The 21585-nt window shown below is 69.1% G+C and carries 15 protein-coding genes; 7 read left to right on the top strand and 8 right to left on the bottom strand.

What is annotated here, in order from left to right; genetic code table 11:
• From N2652_02335 to N2652_02325, 3 genes are all read right to left on the bottom strand, one after another.
• Positions 1-215: hypothetical protein (locus N2652_02335; protein ID MCX7818038.1), on the bottom strand; the 215-nt coding region annotated here is incomplete at its 3' end.
• A 67-nt stretch (positions 216-282) separates the two neighbouring features.
• Positions 283-1713, bottom strand: coding sequence for a Gfo/Idh/MocA family oxidoreductase (locus N2652_02330; protein ID MCX7818037.1), 1431 nt, complete (start codon positions 1711-1713; stop codon positions 283-285).
• A gap of 7 nt (positions 1714-1720) precedes the next feature.
• A complete protein-coding gene (locus tag N2652_02325; GenBank protein ID MCX7818036.1) occupies positions 1721-2203 on the bottom strand; it encodes a DoxX family membrane protein in 483 nt (160 codons plus the stop codon).
• A gap of 158 nt (positions 2204-2361) precedes the next feature.
• Between N2652_02325 and N2652_02320 the strand changes: the two genes are divergently transcribed.
• The 7 genes from N2652_02320 to hemW all read left to right on the top strand — a co-directional run bounded on the left by N2652_02320 (position 2362) and on the right by hemW (position 12718).
• Positions 2362-3483: a glycosyl hydrolase family 17 protein gene (locus tag N2652_02320; protein ID MCX7818035.1), complete on the top strand. Its 1122-nt coding sequence runs from the start codon at positions 2362-2364 to the stop codon at positions 3481-3483.
• 385 nt (positions 3484-3868) lie between these two features.
• A complete protein-coding gene (tviB, locus tag N2652_02315; protein MCX7818034.1) occupies positions 3869-5152 on the top strand; it encodes a Vi polysaccharide biosynthesis UDP-N-acetylglucosamine C-6 dehydrogenase TviB in 1284 nt (427 codons plus the stop codon).
• 34 nt (positions 5153-5186) lie between these two features.
• Positions 5187-8156 (top strand): hypothetical protein, encoded by a 2970-nt coding sequence (locus tag N2652_02310; GenBank protein MCX7818033.1) that lies wholly within the window; start codon positions 5187-5189, stop codon positions 8154-8156.
• Positions 8153-9649, top strand: coding sequence for a bifunctional glycosyltransferase/class I SAM-dependent methyltransferase (locus tag N2652_02305; protein ID MCX7818032.1), 1497 nt, complete (start codon positions 8153-8155; stop codon positions 9647-9649). Before N2652_02310 ends, N2652_02305 begins: the two co-directional genes overlap by 4 nt.
• Positions 9646-10686: a ribonuclease HIII gene (rnhC, locus tag N2652_02300; protein ID MCX7818031.1), complete on the top strand. Its 1041-nt coding sequence runs from the start codon at positions 9646-9648 to the stop codon at positions 10684-10686. Before N2652_02305 ends, rnhC begins: the two co-directional genes overlap by 4 nt.
• Positions 10683-11558 carry a fumarylacetoacetate hydrolase family protein gene (locus tag N2652_02295; protein MCX7818030.1) on the top strand — a complete coding sequence of 292 codons (876 nt, stop codon included), beginning with the start codon at positions 10683-10685 and terminating at the stop codon, positions 11556-11558. The genes rnhC and N2652_02295 overlap by 4 nt, the downstream gene beginning before the upstream one ends.
• Positions 11555-12718 (top strand): radical SAM family heme chaperone HemW, encoded by a 1164-nt coding sequence (gene hemW / locus N2652_02290; protein ID MCX7818029.1) that lies wholly within the window; start codon positions 11555-11557, stop codon positions 12716-12718. The genes N2652_02295 and hemW overlap by 4 nt, the downstream gene beginning before the upstream one ends.
• Before the next feature lie 15 nt (positions 12719-12733).
• Here hemW and N2652_02285 read toward each other — a convergent pair whose 3' ends face one another.
• The 5 genes from N2652_02285 to N2652_02265 form a co-directional block, all read right to left on the bottom strand.
• The gene (locus N2652_02285; GenBank protein MCX7818028.1) at positions 12734-14026 is read right to left on the bottom strand and encodes a lactate racemase domain-containing protein; all 1293 of its coding nucleotides are present in this window, start codon (positions 14024-14026) and stop codon (positions 12734-12736) included.
• Positions 14023-14847 (bottom strand): SDR family oxidoreductase, encoded by an 825-nt coding sequence (locus N2652_02280; GenBank protein ID MCX7818027.1) that lies wholly within the window; start codon positions 14845-14847, stop codon positions 14023-14025. Before N2652_02280 ends, N2652_02285 begins: the two co-directional genes overlap by 4 nt.
• A 44-nt stretch (positions 14848-14891) precedes the next feature.
• The gene (gene uxaC, locus N2652_02275; protein ID MCX7818026.1) at positions 14892-16343 is read right to left on the bottom strand and encodes a glucuronate isomerase; all 1452 of its coding nucleotides are present in this window, start codon (positions 16341-16343) and stop codon (positions 14892-14894) included.
• 65 nt (positions 16344-16408) lie between these two features.
• On the bottom strand, positions 16409-19000 hold the full coding sequence (locus N2652_02270; protein MCX7818025.1) for a hypothetical protein: 2592 nt from the start codon (positions 18998-19000) through the stop codon (positions 16409-16411).
• Between the two features lie 103 nt (positions 19001-19103).
• The gene (locus tag N2652_02265) at positions 19104-21476 is read right to left on the bottom strand and encodes a hypothetical protein (protein MCX7818024.1); all 2373 of its coding nucleotides are present in this window, start codon (positions 21474-21476) and stop codon (positions 19104-19106) included.
• Positions 21477-21585 lie beyond the last annotated feature (109 nt).

Genomic DNA, 21585 nt, shown 5'->3' with positions numbered 1-21585 from the left:
CCCCGCGCCACGTTCACCGCCGCATCCTTCGGCAGCATCACCACCGGCGGCTTCGTCCCCGCCGGCTCCAGGTTCGGTACCTTCACCGGCACCGGCGTGCCCACAAACATCGGCTTCGGTAACTCCAACTTCAGCTCGACCTTGTCTTCCGATCGGGCACCAATGAGCCCTACGGCCAGCAGTCCAACCGCGATTGCGCGCATCGGTGTGCTCATGATCCAGCTCTCCTTTCTGATTGCATGATCGCGTTCAGTGTAGGTGACGCATCCCGCGTGATTTTGTTCACACCTCGAAGTCCGAGGGCTCGAACACCAGTTGTCGTTTTGCTTCCACTGCGGGATTGACTTTGAAGACGGCGGCCTCGCTGTGGAAGGCTTCATCGCCCGGGCAGTTCAGTTTCGCCTTGCCGCGCACCGCATCGAAGAAGTTTTCGAGATGGGGCTGGTGGGCTTTCTTGTCCATCGGGACCGGCAGTTCGAACGCGTCGAGGTCCGCCGAGGCGCGCACGTCAAGCAGCGCGACCTGCGAGAGGCTCACCGGGATGGTCTCGGCGCGTTCGATGGGTCGGACGGCGCCTTTTTCGATCCATTCGGTCCAGTCCGCGTGGGCTTCCTTGTAGGCGCGGGTGATGGCCTCGTTTTCGGAGATTTTTAGTGTGCCATCGACGCCCATGAAGGTTTCGAAGTAGCCGCCGCCGGCGCTGGTGGTGGTGAGAACCTGGTAGAAGACGCGGGTGGTGGAGCCATCGGGCAGTCCGTACTCATAGATGGCCATCACGTTGTCGTACCACTCGCGGTCGGTGAAATAGTCCGTACCGCCGGACGCCATTACGGTTTTGGGGCGGGCACCGAGGAACCATCCGAAGATGTCAATTTGGTGGGCGCCGAGGTCGGAGATGGGGCCGCCGCTGTACTTGCGGAACCAGCGCCAGTTGCGGAACTCGCGCATGTTGGCGTAGCCGTACTTTTCGAGCGTGGCCTGGGGCAGCGCGTAGCGTTCGGGCCAGGTGAGATCCACACTGCCGCGGATGGAACGGTTCCACTGGCCGCCCGCGTTGACGACGCGGCCCAGCATGCCCGAGCGCATGATCTTCTCGAGCGCGTGGAGGTAACGGGGATTGCTTCGGCGCTGGTGGCCGATCTGAAGGAGCCGGCCGGTTTCCCTCATTGCGCGGACCATCGCGCGGGCGCCCTCGACGGTGTTCGACATCATCTTCTCGCAGTACACGTGGAGGCCGGCCTTCAGCGCGGCCACGGTGTAGGGGGAGTGCCAGATGTCGGGCGTGGCGATGATGACCGCCTGCATGCCCTTGTCCTTGCCGGCGGACAGAAACTCGTCGAAGTCCTCGTGCGAGGAGACGGTGTGGCCGAACTTTTGAAGGTAGTTGACGCCGTAGCGGAGGTTGTAGGGCCAGATGTCGCAAACCGCGACGAACTGCAGGTCGGGGATCGGCATGCAGGCCTCGAGCAGCACGCGGCCCTGCGCGCCGCAGCCCACCAGGCCCACCCGCACGACTTCGCCGGCACCGCGCAGCACCGCGGGAGCCGGCTGGGGGGTGGCGGCTGGGGCGGCGGAAGTTTGGGCGTTCGCGGCGACGCGGCTGATCATCGCCAGACCAGCACCGACCGCGCTGCGCTGCAGAAAACTGCGGCGGCTGACGCGCTCGGCGGCCGCCCGTCGGGTCCCGTGAGAACTGTGACGGTGGGAATTCATGGTCGGTTCACCATTTCTTGAGGATCGCCAGCCGGTTATGTCGCGCCCACGCCAGCGCCAGCGCGACGAGCGCCACGTGGATGCCCAGCCAGGCGACGCCGGCGTCCTGTTTGATCAGAATGAGGCCGAAGGTCAGCGCCACATAGAGCAGCCCTTGGATCACCAGCGAGACCCTTGTGCCGAGGCCCAGCAGCGTCATCAGGCCGGTGATGATCAGCAGATAGCCGAGCGATGCGGTGAAGGGCTTGGAAAGGAAGGAGGGGAACAACGGCTCCGCAGCGATTTTGTTGAACAGCGCATCGGGCATCGCCTTGTAGTATTTCAGCCCGAACGCCGCCTGGCCCCCTTCGTCCACGCCCTGAAACTTCTGCAGGCCGGTGACGATTGCGCGCATCGCCAGCCAGAGCCGGAGAACGAGAAACGCCCAGGTTTCGTCCGGCCACCCGCACAGTTTGGGGCTTGTGTCTCCGCGTTCCACTTCGTTCGTCATGGCGCTCCTTTCGCGGTGCCGTCACCGCCTGAAAAAGCGGCACCGAGTATGCCAAACGATCCGCCAGCGTGTCGAGTCTCGCAGGGTTCATGGCAGGGAAGAGGAGGGGAGCGTCGCAGCGGGTTTGGGAAGGTGGTAGGATGTCGCGGGGGTTGGCGATGAGCGCGATACGTCCGGGCCGGATGTGGGTGGCTGTGGCGGTGCTGGAGGTGTTCGTGCGGATGCCCGTTGCCACGGCGGGGCCGCCCAGGCCGCTGGACGGTGCGGCGTATGGTCCTTTCCGAGCGGGACAAGCGCCGGGCGGCGCGTACCCCACAACGAACCAGATCGCGGCAGATCTGCAGACACTCCAGCGTCTGTGCGCGGTGATCCGGACCTATGGGGTGGAGCAAACGCTCGCGGAGATCCCGAGGCTGTGCGCGGCTGCGGGGCTCGACTGCTGGCCCGGTGCCTGGCTGGACACCAGTCCGGTCGCAAACACTCAGCAGGTGCAACGGCTCATCGCCATCGGGCAGGCGGGGCATGCGACCACGAAGGGGCTCATCGTCGGAAATGAGGTGAGACTGTTCAATCGGTTACCGCTTTCCACGCTGACCGACTTTGTGCAGCAGGTGCGCGTTGCGACGGGCCTGCCGGTGGCGACGGCAGAGCCGTGGCAGATCTGGACAGGAGCAGAAGGGTCGAATCTTGCTGCGGCGGTGGACGTCATTCTGGTGCATGTTCACCCATACTGGGACGGGGTGCCGGCGACGGGCGCGGCCGCCTACGTGGCCCGGCGTTGGAGTGAGGTGACGAACCTGCACCCGCACAAGCCGGTATGGATCGGCGAGACCGGCTGGCCGACCGCGGGGCCCGCGAACGGCGCAGCGGTGCCCGGAATCGCCGAGCAGCGGACGTTTTTGCATTCGTTTGCGGTCTTGGCGCGAGAACGCGGGATCCGGTGGTTTGTGTTTGAGGCATTTGACGAGCCATGGAAGACCGAGGGAGGAGTGGGGCCGCACTGGGGCCTCATGACGGTCGAGCGTGCGCTCAAACCTCCGTTGGTGGAGTGGTTGTCGGCCGCCACGCCGTTGACGGCGGTGCAGCGGGAGGCGGGTGGTGTGCGGCTGCGATGGCGAAGTTTCCCCGGTAATCCTTACTGGGTTCAGCGATCGACCACGCCGCCGGCCGCATGGGCGAACGTGACCAATATTTCCGGTGCGGTAGGGGAAGAGACATCGGCAGTAGTTTCCGCCGGGGGTACGCCCGCGTGGTGGTTCCGCGTTTCCGCGCTCTACTGAGCAAAAAAGACAGTGCGGCGGTGGGGTAGTGAGCAACGCGCCATTGGCCGTCGGGAGAGGAAGGCGCTGAGGGTTGGCCTCCGCGCTCGTGTCGGGGGGATGAAGCCCTCGCTGTAGGCCGGTTTTGGGGTGGCCGTCCAGATGGCCGTATCCCGGAGGCCCGCTTCCTCTGGGCGGGCATTGCGTTTTCGCCAGGGACGCACATGAACACGGACATGAACGCGTTGGCGCCGGTGACACGGCGGCCCATCACCGCTCGCCGCTTGCGTTGCGACTGCGGCGAATCGAATCATGCGCACCGCCCGTTTTTTCAACTATGGCGCTTTTCAGCGCCGCGCCATTACGGCATCATCACGTCGGCGTCATGCCTACGGGAGACCATCCGATGTCGTCGGATCTTCTGGGAACCACGCGCATTGCGGTCATTGGTCTTGGTTACGTCGGATTGCCGCTGGCGGTTGAGTTTGGCCGTCGGATGCCGGTGGTCGGTTTCGACATCAATCCTGCGCGGATTCGCGAACTGCGTGCGGGTCGCGACTCGACGCTGGAAACCGAACCGGAAGATCTGCGCGCAGCGCGGCATCTGCGGTTCACCACCCGCGCTGCGGATCTGCGGTCGTGCAACTTCTACATCGTCACGGTTCCGACGCCGGTGGACGAGTTCAAACGGCCGGACCTGCGGCCGCTTGAACGGGCCAGCGAAACGGTCGGGGGAGTGCTCAAACGGGGGGACATCGTGGTATATGAGTCCACGGTTTACCCGGGCGCGACGGAGGAGGTGTGCGCGCCAATTCTCGAGCGGCGATCCGGTCTGAAGCTGAACCGCGATTTTTTCCTGGGCTACAGTCCGGAGCGGATCAATCCGGGCGACAAGGAGCACCGGCTGGTCAACATCCGGAAAATTGTTTCCGGTTCCACCCCTGCGGCCGCGCGGCGTGTGCAGGCGGTGTACTCGACGATTGTGCAGGCGGGAACGTTTCTGGCCAGCTCGATCCGCGTGGCGGAGGCGGCGAAGGTGATTGAAAACACCCAGCGGGACGTGAACATTGCGCTGGTGAACGAGCTGGCGATGCTGTTTGAGCGACTCGGCATCGACACCGAGGAGGTGCTGGAGGCGGCCGGCACGAAGTGGAACTTCCTGCCGTTCCGGCCGGGCCTGGTGGGGGGGCATTGCATTGGCGTGGACCCGTACTACCTCACTCACAAGGCCCAGCAGGTGGGCTTCCATCCCGAGATGATTCTCGCGGGCCGGCGCACGAACGACAATATGGGCTCGTACGTGGTCACCCGCCTGATCAAGCTGATGACCGCCCGCCGCATCATCGTGCCGGGCTCGCGCGTGTTGGTGATGGGGCTGACGTTCAAGGAGAACTGTCCGGACATCCGCAACACACGGGTGGTCGACATCGTTCAGGAGCTGCGCGAGCTGGGTGCCCGGGTGGACGTGTACGATCCGTGGGCGGATCCGGCGGAGGCGCAGCGGGAGTACGGTATCCGGCTGATCCGTCGGCTGCGTGCGCGCACCTACGACGCGATTCTGCTGGCGGTGGCGCACCGGCAATTCCGGGAGATGGGCGCCGCGAACATCCGCGCGCTCGGCCGCCGCCCGCACGTGTTGTTCGACGTGAAGTACATTCTCCCGCGCGGTGCCGCGGACGGCCGGCTCTGAGCGCGAGGGGCGGAAGGGCCGAAGAGGGGGCCAGATGCGCCGCGTCGGCGAGACGCAACTGCGGGACCTGGCGGGGAGCTGGGCGCGGCACCGCCTGGCGATCGCTGCGCCGGAGCGGTTTCCCTCCTGGGACTGGGTGATTCTCACCGCCGCGAGCGAGGCGCAGGCCGACTGGTACGCGATGGCGCTCGAGGCGGCGCGCCAGCGCGGGGTCCTCGCGGGGGCCACGCGCACCCTGGTGGTGCCCGATCCGGGCGGTCGCCGGATCGGCAGCGGGGGCGCCACCTTCAATGCGTTGCGGGCCGCTGCGGCGGAGGACCCTGAGCTGGCCACGCGGCGCGTGTTGCTGATCCATTCGGGAGGGGACAGCCGACGCGTTCCATGGGCGAACACCTTTGGTAAGGCCTTCATCCCGCTACCCCTGCTCGCGGACCCCGACCACGCGCTGCCGACTGTGTTCGACCATCTGGTGGCGGTCTCGTCGGGGTTTGTCGAAGCGCTGAACGGCGGCGGCATGGTGACGCTCTCGGGCGACATGCTGCTGCTGTTCGATCCGGTGCGGTTGCGACTTCCGTGCGACGCGGCCGTGGTGGTGACCACGCCGGTACCGCTGGATCTGGCCTCGCGGCACGGGGTGGTCGTGGGAGGGCCGGACGGGCGGGTGCGGCGACTGCTGCAGAAGGCCTCGCCGGCGGAGTTGGAGGCAGCGGGCGCGCTGATTGAGGGCGGGGCAGCACTGCTGGACACCGGCGTGTGGGCGTTCACCGGTGCCGCCTTTGGCGCGCTTGTGCGGGCGTCGCTCGAGCGGCCCGGTGCCTATGATTTGCTGCTGCAGAGCGGCTCGGCGTGCAGTCTTTACGAGGAACTCGCCGGCGCGATGGTTGCGGCGTCGCAGCCGGCGGTCGCGGCCACCGACTGGGGTCGCCGGCTTGTTGAACATCTGGGCGCGCTCGCGCTGGAACACCGCCGGGCGGATGAGCTGGTGTTTCTGCATTTCGGCACCACGGCGGAGATCCTGGACCACTTCAGCGGGACATGGTCGGGCGCGCTGCTCACCCGCGTCCTCGCGGACGATGGGCCGCGCATTTCTCCCGATGCACGCCTCTACGTCAGCACCGTGCATTCCGACGCGCAGGTCGGGTGGGGCAGCCTAGTCTACGGTTGCCGTCTTGGCCCGCATGCGGCAATCGGACGGCGCTGTGTCGCGGTGGGTGTCGACGATGGCGGCGAGGCGTGGACGCTGCCGGATCATACGGCCGTCTGGCAGGTGCCTCTCAAGCCGGAGGGGGGCGGCGCCCGGGTGGTGACCGTCGTGTGCGGCACCGACGACCATCCCGGCGCGGAGGCGGCCCATGCGACCTACTGCAACCGTGATCTGCGGTGGTGGCTGGAGGAGCACGAGGTGCGGCCGGAGGAGCTGTGGCCCGCCGGCACCCCAGCGCAGATCTGGACTGCGCGGCTGTTTCCGGTCGAGGAGATGCCCGCAAGTCTGCGGTTTGCGATGTGGCTGGCCGGTTCCGGTCGGGGGCGGGTCGCGGAGCGTATTCGGCGGGACTGGCGGGCGGCGGAGCGGATCTCGCTTGCGGAGCTCCACCGCCGTGCCGACTACCGTGCGTGGTCGCGCCAACTTGCGGCGACCGAGGCAACGCTACTGTTGCAGACGCTGGGGCGGGCGGTGGAGAGTGCGCTCGACCGCAACGTGCACGAGCTCGCGCGCCGGCTGCCGACGGTGGGGCTGCGTACTCGCGCGCTGTCCTTGGCCGATCAGATGCTCGCCGACGACGCGCCCGTCGCTCCGCTGGCGCCGCGAAGTCGACGGCTGCAAATGCGCGCGGACCTGGCGTTGGCAGGCGGCAGCCTTGAGGAAGCCCGCCGGGCGGCGGAGGAGGCGTTCGCAGCAGTGCAGGCGGAGGTCGCGGAGGCGGTGCGTTACACCGACCCGGAACCGGTCCGGGGGTGCCCGCCGCGCCGGCTCGAGATCCGGCTGCCGGTCCGCTTCGACATTTCGGGCGGTTGGAGCGACACGCCACCGTACTGTTTGGAACGGCCGGCGATGGTGCTGAACTTTGCGCTGCGGCTCGACGGAGAGCGACCGGTCGCGGTGGAGGCGGAAACGCTGCCGGTGCCGCGTTGGGAGCTGGAGGTGGAGGATCTCGGCGCGCGGCGCGTTGTGGAATCGCCGGTGGAAGCCCTGGCCAGCGACGGCGTCGCGGATCCCTTTCATCTGCTGAAGACCGCGCTGCGCGTTGCCGGTTATGCAGGGCCGGATGGCATCACGCAGGGCGTGCGGTTGCGCACGCGCGCGGCGGTGCCGAAGGGCAGCGGGCTGGGCACCAGCAGCATCCTGGGCGCTGCAGTGATGCGTGTGCTGCAGGAGCTGGCGGGCCGCCCCGCGGACACCCGCACCGTGAGCGATCTGGTGCTGGTGCTCGAGCAGCGGATGCACACCGGCGGCGGATGGCAGGACCAGATCGGGGGGCTGGTCGGCGGAGTGAAGTGCATTCGGACGCTGCCGCGCCGTCCGCTGCGGTTGGAGATCGAGCGCGTGCCGCTGCGGCCGTCGGTGCGCGAGGAGTTTGAGCGCCGGTTCGTGCTGGTGTTCACCGGCCAGCAGCGACTTGCGCGCAACATCCTGCAACTGGTCGTGCAGCGCTATTTGCGGAGGGAATCGCGCACGCTCGATGCGATCCGCGCGCTGGTGGACATCGCCGCCGAGGCGCGCGCCGCGCTCGCGATGGGCCGGCTCGACGACCTCGGCGCCGCGCTCGCCGGCGCGTGGGCGGCGTTGCAGCAGCTCACGCCCGAGTGCAGCAACCCGCACATCGACGCGCTGTTCCGTGAGGTCGAAGACCTGTGCGTCGGCGGCAAGCTCGCCGGTGCCGGTGGCGGCGGTTTTCTCGGGGTGCTCGCGAAGGACCCGGAGGCCGCGCTGCGGGTCCGGGAGCGTCTCACCGCGCTCGACCCGGCGCTGCGGGTGTACTCGTGGAGCCTGGACGACGAATGAGCGGTGCGTCTGAGCCCACCGGCCGCCGGCTCGTCTCGATCCTGATTCCGGTCTACAACGAGCGCACCTGGCTGCGTCCCTGTGTGGAACGGGTGCTCGCCGCGCCGTTGCCGGACGGCCTCGACCGCGAGATCATCATTGTGGACGACGCCTCGGACGATGGCACCGCCCAGATCGCTCGCGACATCGAGCGGCAGCATGCGCCGGTTGTGCGGGTGATCCGGCAGCCGGTGAACCAGGGCAAGGGGGCGGCGATCGCGCGGGCAATCGGCGAGATGCGCGGCCAGTTTGTGATTTTTCAGGACGCGGACCTGGAGTACGACCCCGCCGACTATCCGGTGCTGCTGCGTCCGCTGCTGGAGGGGCATGCGGATGTCGTCTACGGTTCCCGCTTCGTTCCGCGGGGTATGCGCCGCGTGCTGAACTATCACCACCAGCTCGGCAATCGCCTTCTCACCACGCTGTCGAATCTCTGCACTGGTCTGAACCTCACCGACATGGAGACCGGCTACAAAGCGTTTCGCGCGGACGTGCTGCGGACGATCCCGATCCGCTCGCGCCGGTTCGGCATTGAGCCCGAGCTCACCGCGAAAATCGCCAAACGGCGCTGCGTCGTCTACGAAGTGCCGATCAACTATCACGGGCGCAGCTACGCGGAGGGCAAGAAGATCGGCTGGAGGGACGGTGTGGCCGCGATCTTTACGATCCTGAAGTTCTGGGTGGTGGATGATTGTTACGAGGACCGGTACGGCCACGCGATTCTGGCCGAGATGTCGCTCGCGCGGCGTTTTCACCAGTGGATGGCCCAGGTGATGCTGCCATATCTCGGGCTGCGGATCCTCGAGGTCGGCGCCGGCATCGGCAACCTGAGCCGCTGGCTGCCGCGTCGCGAGCGGCTGGTGCTGAGCGACCACGACCCGACCTATCTGCGGCTGCTCGGCGATGCGTGGGCCGGTCACCCGATCGTCCGCGTCGCGCGCTTTGATCTGGACTCCGATGCGGACGCCGACGCTCTTGCGGCGGAACGGTTCGACTCGGTCGTCTGCGCGAACGTGCTCGAACACATCGCGGACGATGCCGCCGCGCTGCGGCGGCTCGCGCGAGTGCTCGAGCCGGGGGGGAGGCTCGTGCTGCTGGTGCCGCAGCACCCGGCGCTGTATGGTCGGTATGACCGGGAGCTGGGGCATCATCGCCGTTACCGACGCGAGACGCTGCGCGAGCTTGTCGAGGCGAGCGGGCTGCGGGTGGTCCACATGCGGTCGTTCAACTTTGCCGCGATGCTCGGCTGGTGGTGGAACAGCGTGCTGTGGCGCCGCCGTTCGATGAGCCGTTGGCAGATCAAGGCGTTTGATCTGCTGGTGCCGCTGGTCAGTCGCTTAGAGCGGCACGTTCAGCTGCCCGGCCTCTCGCTGCTGTGCGTTGCGGAACGCCCCGCCGGGCCGGAGGCCCGTTGCGCGAGCGGCGGGGTTCCCGTATCGTCCCCGCCCCGATGAACCCGACACCTCGCACCTCGTTCACGTTCGAGCTGGACGCGGAACAGCAGGCCCGTCTTCGCCGCGAGCTGGAACGGGGCAACTACCGGCTGGTGGAGGTGCCGCACGCGATCGTCGCCGCGGAGCGGCCGGACTGCCACATTGTGCTGTATGAGTCCGGCAAGTGTGTGGCGCAGGGCATGGGCGCGGCGGACTGGGTCACGTTCGTGCTCGAGCCGATCGTGCTGCGACGCGCCGCGCTCGGCTATGAGGATGAGCTGGATCCCTCCCGCACCTCGCCGCACATTGGGGTGGACGAAAGCGGCAAGGGGGATTACTTTGGGCCGCTGGTGGTCGCCGCCGCGTATGTGGATGAGGCGCTCGTGCCGGCGCTTGAACAGTTGCACGTGCGCGATTCGAAGCGGATCACCAGTGACGCGGTCGCACTGCGGATGGCGCGCGAGATCCGCCGGGCACTCGGCGAGCGCCACGTCGAGGTCGTGATCGGCCCCGAGGCCTACAACCGCCTCCATGCGAGGCTGGGTAATGTGAACGCGGTGCTGGCCTGGGGCCACGCGCGTGCGATCGAGAACCTCCTGGAGCGGGTGCCCGACTGCCCGCGGGCGCTTTCGGACCAGTTTGGTCCCGCGTTCCGCGTGAAAGGCGCGCTGATGCGCCGGGGCCGCTCCATCCGGCTCGAGCAACGCCCCCGCGCAGAGAGCGACCCGGCCGTCGCGGCTGCGTCGGTGCTGGCGCGCGCACGCTTTCTGGAGGCGCTGGCGGACCTTGGCCGGCGCCACGACGTGCCGCTGCCGAAGGGCGCCTCGCCCGCGGCCGAGACGACCGCGCTGGAGCTGGTGCGCCGCGAGGGCCCCCAGGTGCTTTGGTCGGTCGCGAAATGCCACTTTCAGACCACCGACCGCGTGCTCGCCGCCGCCGGTCTTTCCCGAAAAGATCTCGGCGCGCCGCCCGAACCCCGCACGGCGGAGCCGCCGCCGCGGCCGCCGCGCCGGACCTCGCGCACCCGGACGCGCCGTCGGAGGGTCCGTGCCTCATGAAACTTGTGCGCTTCGGTCCGCCCGGCCGCGAACGGCCCGGCGTCTGGATCCCGGATGCGTTCGGCCCGGCGTCCCCTGGCATTCTCGATGTGAATGCGATGGCGTTCGACATTGCGGACTACGACCTGCACTTCTTCGCGCATGGGGGGCTGCGCCGGCTCCCCGCGCTGCTGGCGGAGCCGCGATGCGTCGTGCTGCGGGCGGACGGCGTGCGGCTGGGTCCGCCGGTGGCCCGTCCCGGCAAGATCCTCGCGCTGGGCAAGAACTATGCGGAACACGCGCGCGAGTTCGGCGGTCCGCCGGCGGAGGTGCCGGTGGTGTTCAGCAAAGCCGTCACCGCGCTGAACGGTCCGTACGACCCGATCCGGCTGCCGCCGTTCTCGCGCCGCGTGGACGGCGAGGTGGAGCTGGCGGTCGTGATCGGCCGGCGCGCTCGCCGGCTGACACGAGCCGCGGCGATGGAGGTGGTCGCGGGCTACTGCGTGTTGAACGATGTCACGGACCGGGACGCGCAGCGGGCGGGCCAGCAGTGGTGCTACGCGAAGAGCTTTGACACGTTTTGTCCGCTTGGTCCCTGGCTGGTCACGCCGGACGAGATCCCCGATCCGCACGCGTTGCGTCTGTTCTCGCGCCTGAACGGCGAGGTGCTGCAGGAGGGGTCCACCGCGGCGATGATCGCGGACATTCCGACGATCCTGATGCACATCTCCGCCGGCCTGACGCTCGAGCCCGGCGACGTGATCGCGACGGGCACGCCGGCGGGCATCGGATCGGCCCGCATACCGCCCCGAGTGCTCGAACCGGGCGACGTGCTGGAAACCGGCATCGACGGGCTCGGCACGCAGCGGGCGGTGATCGAGCGGGAGCCGTGAGCGGCGCGGCCCTTTCGCCGCCGGGTCCGCTGCGGCCGCCGGCCGGCCCGGGGCTGTACGTGCACGTTCCGTTCTGCGTGGGGAAGTGCGCGTACTGCGACTTCGCCTCCGAAGCGCCGCCGCGGCCGGAGCGCCTCGCACGCTACCTGGAGATGCTCGAACGGGAACTGGCGCTCCTGCACTGGGACCGCCCTCCCGCGACGATCTACATCGGCGGGGGCACGCCAACCGCGCTGCCGCCGGCAGCGCTGGAGCGTCTGCTGGAGCTGGTGCGCGGCCATGCTCGGGCCGCGGAGGAGTGGACCGTCGAGGCGAACCCCGGCACCGTGGATCTCGCAACCGCGCGGAGGCTCCGTGCGGCCGGCGTCACGCGTGTTTCGCTGGGCGCACAGACCTTTCACGAGCCGGCGTTGCGCGCGCTGGGTCGTCGGCAGCTCGCCGCGGACATCCCCGCGAGTGTGCGCGCGCTGCGCCGCGCCGGAATCGAGCATGTCGCACTGGACCTAATGCTCGCGATTCCGCAGCGGCCGCGGGACGCGCTCGAACGCGACCTGGATGAGCTGCTGGCGCTCGATCCGGAGCATGTCTCCGCGTATCTGCTGAGCATCGAGGCCGGCACGCCGCTCGCTGCAGCGGTCGCGCGGGGCGAGCTTGCACCGCCGGCGGATGAGGAGGCGGTGGCCGAGTACGAGCGGGTGCACGAGCGGCTGGTCGCCGCCGGTTTCCGACACTACGAGATTAGCAACTGGGCGCGGCCGGGGCGCGAGTGTCGCCACAACCTGCTGTACTGGACCGGTGGCGAGTACCGCGGGGTGGGCCCGGCCGCGCACTCGCACTGGGGCGGTCTGCGATGGGGCAATTTCCAATCGTTGGACGAATGGGCCCAGCGGCTTTCCAAGGGTTGGACGCCCGCCGCGTTCGAGGAGCGGTTGCCCCCGGAGCGCGCGGCGCGGGAGCGGCTGGTGATGTGGCTGCGGCTAGTGGAGGGCGTGCCGACGGAGGATTTCCGGGTCGCAACCGGCCACACGCCGGAAGAGGTCGCCGGCGAGGAGATCCGTTCGCTATTGGAACGCGGCCTGCTGGAGCGCACGCCGGCGGGGTTGCGGTTGAGCGCGCGCGCGCTGCTGATCAGCAACGTCGTGTTCGCGGAGCTGGTCTGAGCGGCGTCTGGCGCGTCAGCCGGCGCCCGCCACGGCGCGCTCCGACTCCAGCCGGTAGAGGTGTTCGCCGGCGTGTGGCACCAGCAGCACGCCCTCTGCCTCGCGCCCGGCGAAGTCCTCCGGCCGGATCGTGGCGGGATCGCGCCAGCCCAGCCCCACCCGCCGGCAGCGCGCTTCAGGGATACCGGTGGCGAGCGTGACGCGGATGCGAGGGCGCTCGACGCCGTTTTCGAACGTCCCCTCGCCGCGCAGATGGGTGGAGTGAGCGAGCACGCCCCAGGGGAAGTGCGAGAACTGGTCCCACTGTTTCAGGAAGTAGTCGCGCACGTGGTAGCCGATTTCATCGAGAATCCGGCCGTGGGTGTACGAGATCTCGGTGATGTGCGGCGCGTAGATGATCAGCTCGCCCCCGTCGGCGACGACCGGTTCGAGCTTGTACATGCCCTTCGCGCCAGTCCAGAGGTCGTCGTACATCTCCGGCATCACCGAGAGCACCGTATGGAACGGATGCGGCATCCAACGGATGTGGAGCTGCGCGGAGAGGTCCGCGGCGGCGGACCAGGCGGCGCGGCTCTCACCCGCCCAGAGGCCCGCGAGTCCGTCGCCGAGCACGACCATGCAGATCGCGGTCCGGGGGGTGGGGATCCGCGCGGCGGCCCGCTCGATCGCCTCGCGAACGGGCGTCTTCTTCGTGCCGATGATGCGTCGGCAGGTGATCAGTGCGCCGAGCCAGTGGGTGAAGTTGATCACCTCCGGCCCGCCGATGCCGGGGAAGAAGTACTTGCTGCCGCCGGAGAAGCCGACCACCTCGTGCGGAAACACCGGGCCGCAGATCAGCACGTGGTCGCATTCCACCGCGAGCCGGTTCACGCGCACCGGCACCTCGAGTCGCAACCGCCCCTCGCTGATCTGCTCGACCTCGTCGGCCGTCAGCCGGCCGACCTCGACGAACGTGGCGGGATTCTCCCAGAAGTGGTTGTGCACCTCGACGTTCGGCCAGCGGTGTGCGCGCTCGTCGGCGGGGACGCCCACCAGGCGCTCGATGGCCGGTTCCGGCATGGGCGTGTGGGTGCCGAGCGCAATCAAGTAACGAACCTGCCGCGCGCGCGGCGCGAGCCGTTCGTTCAACAGCCGGAACATCATCGGCATGGGCGCGCTGCGGGTACCGTCGGGGATCAGCACCGTCAGGCGGGCGCCGTCCAGGGGCAGCGGCTCCAGCGCGCGGTCCAGTACCGCGGCCACGTCCGCCTCGCTCAACAGCCGGTCCACACACCCGAGGCCGGTCACCGGTTCGCGCGCCGCGTTCATACCCCACTATACGCCGAAAAGCCGCCGTCCACCGGCACGACGACGCCGGTGACGAACTCCGAGGCCGGTGAGACCAGCCACAGCAGCGTGCCGAGCAGGTCTTCCGGCACGCCGAACCGCCCCATCGGGGTGTGCTCCACAATGGTGCGACCGCGCGGGGTCAGCTCGCCGGTCGCTTCGTCGCGCAGCAGAAACCGGTTCTGTTTGGTCTCGAAAAAGCCCGGTGCGATCGCGTTCACTCGAATCGCCGGCGAGTAGTTCTTCGCCATGTGCACCGCGAGCCACTGCGTGAAGTTGTTGATCGCCGCCTTCGCGGCGGAGTAGCCGACGATGCGCGTGAGCGGCCGGAACGAGTTCATCGAGGAAATGTTCAAAATCACCCCCGACTTCTGCCGCGCCATCAACCGGCCAAACACCTGTGAGGGCAGGATCGTGCCCATCAGGTTCAGGTCGATCACGAACCGCAGTGCTTCGAGCGGCAGATCGAAAAACTCCAGCTCCGGCGACGCGGTCGCCTCCTTGCGGTTGCCACCGGCACCGTTGACGAGGATGTCGCAGCGGCCGTATGACTCCTCGACGCAGCCCAGCGCATCCAACAGGCTCGCGCGATCGAGCACGTCCGCGATGATCGGCTCCGCGCGGCCGCCGCCGGCGCGGATGGACTCGACGATCGCCTGCGCGGCGTCGACAACGCGGTCCATCACCACCACCGTGGCCCCGCGGCGTGCCAGCTCCAACGCCATGCGGCCGACGAGCACACCTCCGGCTCCCGTCAGCACCGCGACCTTGCCCTCGACCGAAAACAGCGGATCAGAGCTCATGTGGACCTCCGTCGGGTCATTGAACGACGCTGTCCGTGGTCGGGTCAACCGCCGGCGGCCCGTGGGTCGGGCAGCCGGTAGGCGCGGCGCGCCAGCCCGACGGCCATCTCGACCGCCATCTCCGCGGCGTCGTCCTCGCGGAGGATGCCGCGAACGACCCGATCGGCCAGCCAGTTGCACGAGGCGCGCCGCCAGACGTCGTGCCGCGCGGGAATGGAGGGGAATGCGCGCGTGTCGTCGTTGAAGCCGGCGGTGTTGTAGAGCCCGGCGGTCTCGAGCACCTGATCGAAGTAGCGGCGCATGCCGTTGTAGCTGTCGTGGAACCACCACGGCGGGCCCAGCCGGAGCGCGGGATAGTGGCCCGCCAGCGGTGCGAGCTCGCGCGCGTAGGTGGTTTCGTCCATCGTGAACAGAATCATCGTGAGGCCCGGCTCCCGGCCGACCTCGTCGAGCAGCGGCTTCAGCCCCCGCACAAAGTCGCAGGGCAGTGGAATGTCGGCGCCCTTGTCGGCTCCGAACTCCGCGAAGAGCGCGGGGTTGTGGTTGCGGAAGACGCCGGCGTGGATTTGCATCACCAGGCCGTCGTCGAGGCTCATACGGGCCATTTCGATGAGCATGTGGCCGGTGAACCGGCGGGCGTCCTCGGGATCCGCCCGTCCGCGCAGCGCCCTCTCGAAGATTGTCGCCGCCTCCTCCGCGGAGAGGCGCTCGGTGTACGGCTCGGTGACGCCGTGGTCGGTCGCGGTCGCACCCATGCGGCGGAAGTACGCGCGCCGCTCGCGCAGCACCTCGAGGAAGTCGCGGTAGCTCGAAATGTCGCGATTCGCGGCGGCGCCGAGCGCAGCGATCTGCGCGGGCCAGTCCGGCGTGAGCAGATTGGTCACCGCATCGGGTCGAAAGGTGGGGCGGATCTGGCCGCTCCAGCCGGAGGCGCGGATCGCCTGATGGGCCGCGAGCGGATCGCTGGCCGCATCGGTGGTGCAGAGCACTTCGATGTTGAAGCGCTCGAACAGTGCGCGGGGGCGAAACTCCGGTCGGCGCAGCGCGTCGTCAATCTGATCGTAGATCGACTGCGCAGTGCGTCCGTTGAGCGGCTGGCGTACGCCAAACACCTCGGTCAGTTCGTGCTGCAGCCACAGGCCCGACGGTGTGCCGCGGAACAGGTGGAAATGCTCCGCGAACCGCTGCCAGATGCGGCGGTGATCGGTTTCGACCGGCCGGCCGTCGCGCCGCGGCACGCCGAGATCCTCTAGCCGGACGCCCTGCGAATACAGCATGCGGAAGACGTAGTGGTCCGGGATGATGAGCAGGTCGGCGGGTGAGCCGAACCTTGCGTCCGGATCCGCGAACAGGCGCGGATCGACGTGGCCGTGCGGACTGACGATCGGTAGCGCCGCAACGCGCGAGTAGAACGCCCGGGCCAGCGCGCGCTGGGCGGGATCGGGGTCGAACAGCCGGTCCGGCGAGAGCGCCCAAGTTGAGGAGGTATCAACCATCGCAACGGATCTCCTTCCTGGCGGACGGGTTCGCGGCAGGATGCTGTCGCGCTGCCGGTGGCCTGTCAAGGCGCCGGTGCGGCCGCGCCGGCCTCGACGCGCTGCAGGAACAGCCCGTCCAGCGGTCCGAGCGTGACGCTGCGCCCGACCGGACGGCCGTTGTTCACGGTGCGGTCCTGGCCGGCGGAGCCCTTCAGGCGCTGGTAGCTTCGGCCGGGGCTGAGCGTGGCGAGGTCCACCGTCACCGGATGTGTCGCGGGATTCGCGAGCACCAGCCCGCGCTCGAACACGCGCACCATCACGTCCGGTGCAGGATGCGCGCGCAGCGAATGGACCGTCACCGCCGCGCCACCTTCCACGCGCAATTGCAGCGACAGCGTCCCGCTGCCGATGTGCCGGACATACAGCGTCGAGAGAAAGGGGGTGCGGCTCACCCAGAGGTGCCAGCGCTGCGGCGGTGTGCGGCCGGCGCGCTCGTCGAGCACGCGGACATCGCCCCAGTAGAGCTGGTCGGCGACCGCGTGGTCGCGAGGGCCGCAATCCGTGACGAAGCGCAGGCGCACGCGGCGCCCCCGCCACTCCGCCAGCGGCACGCTGCGTGGTGCCCAGCCATGATGCCGCACGGTCTCCTCAAAGAGAACGCGCGGCTCTCCCACCGAACCGTCCCGCAGTTCCGCAAGCTCCACGCGCGCGATCACCCCGTCGGACTTCTGCGCACCGGTGGCGCTGAGCATCGTTCGCCATCGAAGTTCCGGGCGGGGCGTATCTGGCAGCTCCACGTCACGATGCCAGATGACCGCCCCTGCGCGGTCGCGGAAGGGCGGATGGGAGAGGATTGCGGGCCAGACGTTGGTGCCGTCGCCGGCGCGCGGTAGCCGGCGCGCGAACGCACCGCTGGCCGGTTCCGCTGGCCGCTCAGCCGTGTCGTCGCGCCGGCGCACCGTGACGCCGTCCGGCGCACGGTCAGAAAGCTCCAGCTCCGCCGCTCCGGTGCAAATTTTGGCGAGCCGCGGCATCGCATCCGGGTACCCCGGCATCGCGGCACCGCTCAGCTCCAGCACGATCACCAGATTGCTCCCGCGGGTCGGCAGCTCGTCCCACCGCCAGCCGACGTCGCCGGCGCTGCCGTTCGTCCCGGACGGAGAGATCGTCCATCCGGCGGGTTCCGTGTCGGCGACCATGCAACCGGGCGCGATCGGACGGGGCGGCCGCGCCGGCCAGATGTTCGCTTCGTTGGTGGCGAGCGCGATCGCAGGACCCTCCGGTCGGCCGAGCCAGCCGAGCGTGCACTCCGTGCCGGCGATCAGCTCGTCCCAGATCGGGTACTGCCGGTCTCGCCCGCGGCGGGGCGGTGGGAACGAGTAACAGAGCGCGGCATCCACCATCTGCGCAGCCGCGAAAACCAGACGATGGCGGCTGAATGGCACGTCAGGGTGGCGCGTCTCACCCGGCTGGCCCGCGACTGGCTCGATCCACTTGTGGTTGATGTAGCTGAAGGGCGGCGGGTGCGCGTGAGCCTGCCAGAAGCGATGGCGGTGCAGTCCGCCGGACCAGTCGTTGAACGCCCAGTCGCCGAGGTTCGGCCAGCCCTCGCTTTCGATGCCGTTGAACGATCCGATCGCGCGCTGGGAGCGGCTGCCGCCGGCTCCGAGTGCGCCGTCCGCCATCAGCAGGAAATCGCGCCCCATGCGCTCGCGCAGCCGGCGGGCAAATTCGCATACCCCGATGCCGTAGTGATTGACGCCGCCGACCATACCGTCGTCGGCGACGCCGTCGCCGTCGGTGTCGCCCTGCGTGTCGGAGAAAAGGACGTCGAACTCGAGCCCGTCGAGGCCGTGCAGCGGACCGCCGGGGGCGAACCACCGGGCGATGTCCTCGATGAACCGGTCGGCGGCGGTTTTGCCCTCGGCGTCCCTGGGGCAGTGCGTGGAGTAGTTGTAGAACCAAAGCAAATGGTTGTTGCGCCCCCACGGCCCCTCGCTTTCGTGCGCCGCGGCCCGTGCGCAACCGGCCGTGAACGCGAGCGGCCGCGTGCCGTAGCAACCGCGGCGCACGCGAATGGTCCCCGCCTTCGTGTCCACCGAGATCAACTGTGTCTGCTCCGCGTGTGCCCAGTCGTGGCGGCCGTCGGGCCCGATTCGGAAGAGCGCAATGTCGTCGTTGGAAGTGCGATACCGGCCGGTGTTTACGCGGAAGAGCGACGCGTCGGACACGCGGATCGTCGTTTCGCCCGGCTCGGCGGGCACGTCAGAAAGGATCGTCGCGGCCGTCCGATACACCCAGTGGCCGGCGAACCAGTGGGCGGTTTCGAATCGAGGATCGCGCGCGTTGCCGTTGAGATGGAGCAGCACGAGCTGCCGGGGGTGGTCCGTTTTGAAGCGCCGAAAGAACTCCGGATTGCGTGCCATGTGGCCGACGATCTCCTCGTCGAGACACTTGCCTATGATGCCCATCAGGCGGGAGAACTCGGCCGACCAGCTTTCATAGTCGGCGGCCCGGCGTGCGGCGCCCTCGGCGGCGCGGAAGAAGAAAACCCGCGGATACTCATCGCTGAGCAGTAGAGGCGGGGCCGCCATGGTGGGGAGCGCTGCGGCCACCATCGCCATCGCCAGCGCCCGCAGGCCGGTCTGGATGCGGAGACCGGATCGAGATCTCATACGTGTTCTCCCTGGCTCGGGCGAAGGTTAACGGCGCACAAGACAGAGCGCGAGCCGTGACGTCGGGAGAGCCGCCAACGGCCAGCGGTGCGGATCGTGCGCCTCACGGTGCGGCCGCCGGGCGCTCGAGGATCAGCCGTGCCAGCGGCTCGGCGAGGTCGAGGCGATAGCGCGCGATTGAGCGGGTCTCCGGCGGTGCGGTGGGGTCCACGATTTCCGTCTCGATTGAGACCACGCCGTCTGTACAGCGGCCACGGTGACCGACCCGGTGTGAGGACTTTTCGCGAATGCGGCCCGCGACCGGGTCCGCAATGCTCCACTTCGGCGAGAAGTGTTCCTCCGGCAGCATCGGCGCGGCCGGCCGCTCGTCCATCCACTGAATGCCGACGGTCTGACCGAGACCGTCCACGATCAACCGGCCGGTTGTGAACGGCCCGCTGTTGGGCGGCGCACTGAACTCGAAGTATCGGAGACTGCGCGCGGGAAAACCGGGGAAAGTGATGTCGGTGCCGCTGCCGGAGGGCGGAGGGATGCCGAGGCGGGCGGCGGCACGATCGAAAGGCTCCAGATACGGGACGCCGCCCGGCAGGAGGGACGGGATGGCGGCGGCGGGGGGCGGCCCGGCGACTCGCAAAATGTCCGAAAGTTCCCGAGCGAGACCTGCGCCGATTCGCAGAGGCGCATTCCAATCGGGTGCCAGCGCCGGTTCGCGGGGACGGCTCGGCGGGGCATCCGATGGGGGCTGCGCCGGGGACAGCCGCGGGGGTGTCGGCGCGACGGACGAGGGGGGCGCCGGCAGTGGGGCGCGCGGCGGGGTTGGGTGGCCGCGCCGCGGTCGCCGGTCGCCACCGTTGAGATGCCCATCCGAAAGCCGCGTCTGCCTCGCGTACCGCACCATTCCGTAACACTGCTCGACGTATCGCCGCAGCCGCCGGTCGGCGGGGAAGGTTCGCTGGACCTCTTCGAACATACGCGCCGCCTCCTCGGCGAGCTGCTCCACGCGGTCCAGAATTTCCGGCCGTGCCGTCTGCCGGTACTGCCCGAACAGCTGCAGCGACTCGTTGAACATCTGTGCCGCGCGGTGAAAGGCCGGATGGGCCATCAATGGATCCGGTGCCGCCGGGTTCTCCTCCGCCGGCGCGGGCGGCGGCTCGGTCGCAATCGCGTTGGTGTGGTTGCGCGGCGATGGCGGCACCGGCGGGGGCAGCGCGACCGGCCGCAGGCCCAGGATTTCTTCAAGGGTCACCGACGGCGTCTGGGCCGGCGCGGGCTCCGCGGATGGCGCGGCCGGTCGGACCACCGGTGGCGCCACAGGCCGTGCGACGGTCGGCGGCCCTTGAAAAAGAGCGCGGAGATGATCGCGTGCGAACCACGCCGCAGCCGCGACCAGCAGCAGTGCGATCGTCATGATCCGCGCGAAGTCACCGCCACCAGACCGCGCCACCGGAACCGGGCCCGAGGGCGGCGGTGCGGGCAGCGTCACTTTCGCTGTGCCGTTGGAGCCGGAGGTCGTCCGAAGCGGCCGGCGGGGGAGGCGTGCGGCGGGCCGATTCAGGCGCTGCGCGAGCTCGGGGTCGCGCCGCGCCCCGCGCCGGATCACGCTGGCGCCGGCGGGAAGTCGTTCGCCGCCCGGTGGCCGCTGCTGCGCGACCGCTTCCAGGTCGGCCAACGCCGCGGACCACTCCGGGGGGCGACGGTCGGGACTTCGGCTCATCCAACGTTCGAGCATCCAGCCCGCCGCCAGCGGAAGGTCCGGATTGAGCTCGCAGGGGTCGTCGAGGAACCCCATCAGGTGCTTGTCGAGCGCCTCGGGCGCGGGCGAGTCGCCGAACGGTAGCCTGCCGGTCCAGGTGTAATAAAGGACGGCACCGAGCGAGTAGATGTCGGTCCGGGCGTCCAAATTCGCACCGCCACGCACCAGCTCCGGCGCCACAAAATGCGGCGCTGCACGCAGCAGGCGCAACATCGTTCCCGTCAGCCCCGCGCGTGCGAGCTCCTCGACGGCGGTCGCGCCGAGCTCCAGCACTCCTGCGCGGCCCTCCGGCCAGAGGTGGATGCGGTCCGCGGTCAGGTGCGCGTGCGGAAGGCGTTCGGCGCGCCAGGTGGTCTCCAGCGCGCTGGCGACCTCCCGCGCGACGCGGATTCCCTCCGCGAACGAGAGCCGGCCCTCGCGCCGCAGGCGCGCTCCGAGCGTTTCGCCGTCCGGCCAGGTGGTCGCCAGGTAGACCGCGCCGGACTCCGGGTCGAGGTCTGCCGCGATCGGCTCGGGCAGACCGGGACTGCGGACGCGGGCGGCGCGCCGGGCGCATTCCAGCAGCGCGCCGCGGACCTCCGGCGTCGTGAGCCCGGACCCGTTGAGCAAGCGCACGCGCACCGGGCCCGGCGGATCGTGCGCGAGCGCGTGCCAGACCTCACCGAGCGCGTCGGTGAGGATGCGGCTTCGAAGCTCGAAACGTTCTCGCAGAGCCGGGCTCATCGTGCGGTCCCGCCGTCGCGCGGAATCAAGGCCCGCCACGTTAGCGCCGCGCCGCGCCGCTGTCCAGCGGAGCGGGCGCGGGGATTGACTTCAGCAGGGCGCCTCTCAA

The organism is Kiritimatiellia bacterium (assembly GCA_026417735.1).
In the GTDB taxonomy this organism is placed as follows: domain Bacteria; phylum Verrucomicrobiota; class Kiritimatiellia; order PWTM01; family PWTM01; genus CAACVY01.
This window is presented reverse-complemented; position numbering and strand designations above follow the sequence as displayed.

What these genes read in the sequence shown, in the direction of transcription:
- N2652_02330 (MCX7818037.1), bottom strand. Translation starts at nt 1,713, where the DNA reads ATGAATTCCCACCGTCACAGTTCTCACGGGACCCGACGGGCGGCCGCC.
- N2652_02325 (MCX7818036.1), bottom strand. Translation starts at nt 2,203, where the DNA reads ATGACGAACGAAGTGGAACGCGGAGACACAAGCCCCAAACTGTGCGGG.
- N2652_02320 (MCX7818035.1), top strand. Translation starts at nt 2,362, where the DNA reads ATGAGCGCGATACGTCCGGGCCGGATGTGGGTGGCTGTGGCGGTGCTG.
- tviB (MCX7818034.1), top strand. Translation starts at nt 3,869, where the DNA reads ATGTCGTCGGATCTTCTGGGAACCACGCGCATTGCGGTCATTGGTCTT.
- N2652_02310 (MCX7818033.1), top strand. Translation starts at nt 5,187, where the DNA reads ATGCGCCGCGTCGGCGAGACGCAACTGCGGGACCTGGCGGGGAGCTGG.
- N2652_02305 (MCX7818032.1), top strand. Translation starts at nt 8,153, where the DNA reads ATGAGCGGTGCGTCTGAGCCCACCGGCCGCCGGCTCGTCTCGATCCTG.
- rnhC (MCX7818031.1), top strand. Translation starts at nt 9,646, where the DNA reads ATGAACCCGACACCTCGCACCTCGTTCACGTTCGAGCTGGACGCGGAA.
- N2652_02295 (MCX7818030.1), top strand. Translation starts at nt 10,683, where the DNA reads ATGAAACTTGTGCGCTTCGGTCCGCCCGGCCGCGAACGGCCCGGCGTC.
- N2652_02285 (MCX7818028.1), bottom strand. Translation starts at nt 14,026, where the DNA reads ATGAACGCGGCGCGCGAACCGGTGACCGGCCTCGGGTGTGTGGACCGG.
- N2652_02280 (MCX7818027.1), bottom strand. Translation starts at nt 14,847, where the DNA reads ATGAGCTCTGATCCGCTGTTTTCGGTCGAGGGCAAGGTCGCGGTGCTG.
- uxaC (MCX7818026.1), bottom strand. Translation starts at nt 16,343, where the DNA reads ATGGTTGATACCTCCTCAACTTGGGCGCTCTCGCCGGACCGGCTGTTC.
- N2652_02270 (MCX7818025.1), bottom strand. Translation starts at nt 19,000, where the DNA reads ATGAGATCTCGATCCGGTCTCCGCATCCAGACCGGCCTGCGGGCGCTG.
- N2652_02265 (MCX7818024.1), bottom strand. Translation starts at nt 21,476, where the DNA reads ATGAGCCCGGCTCTGCGAGAACGTTTCGAGCTTCGAAGCCGCATCCTC.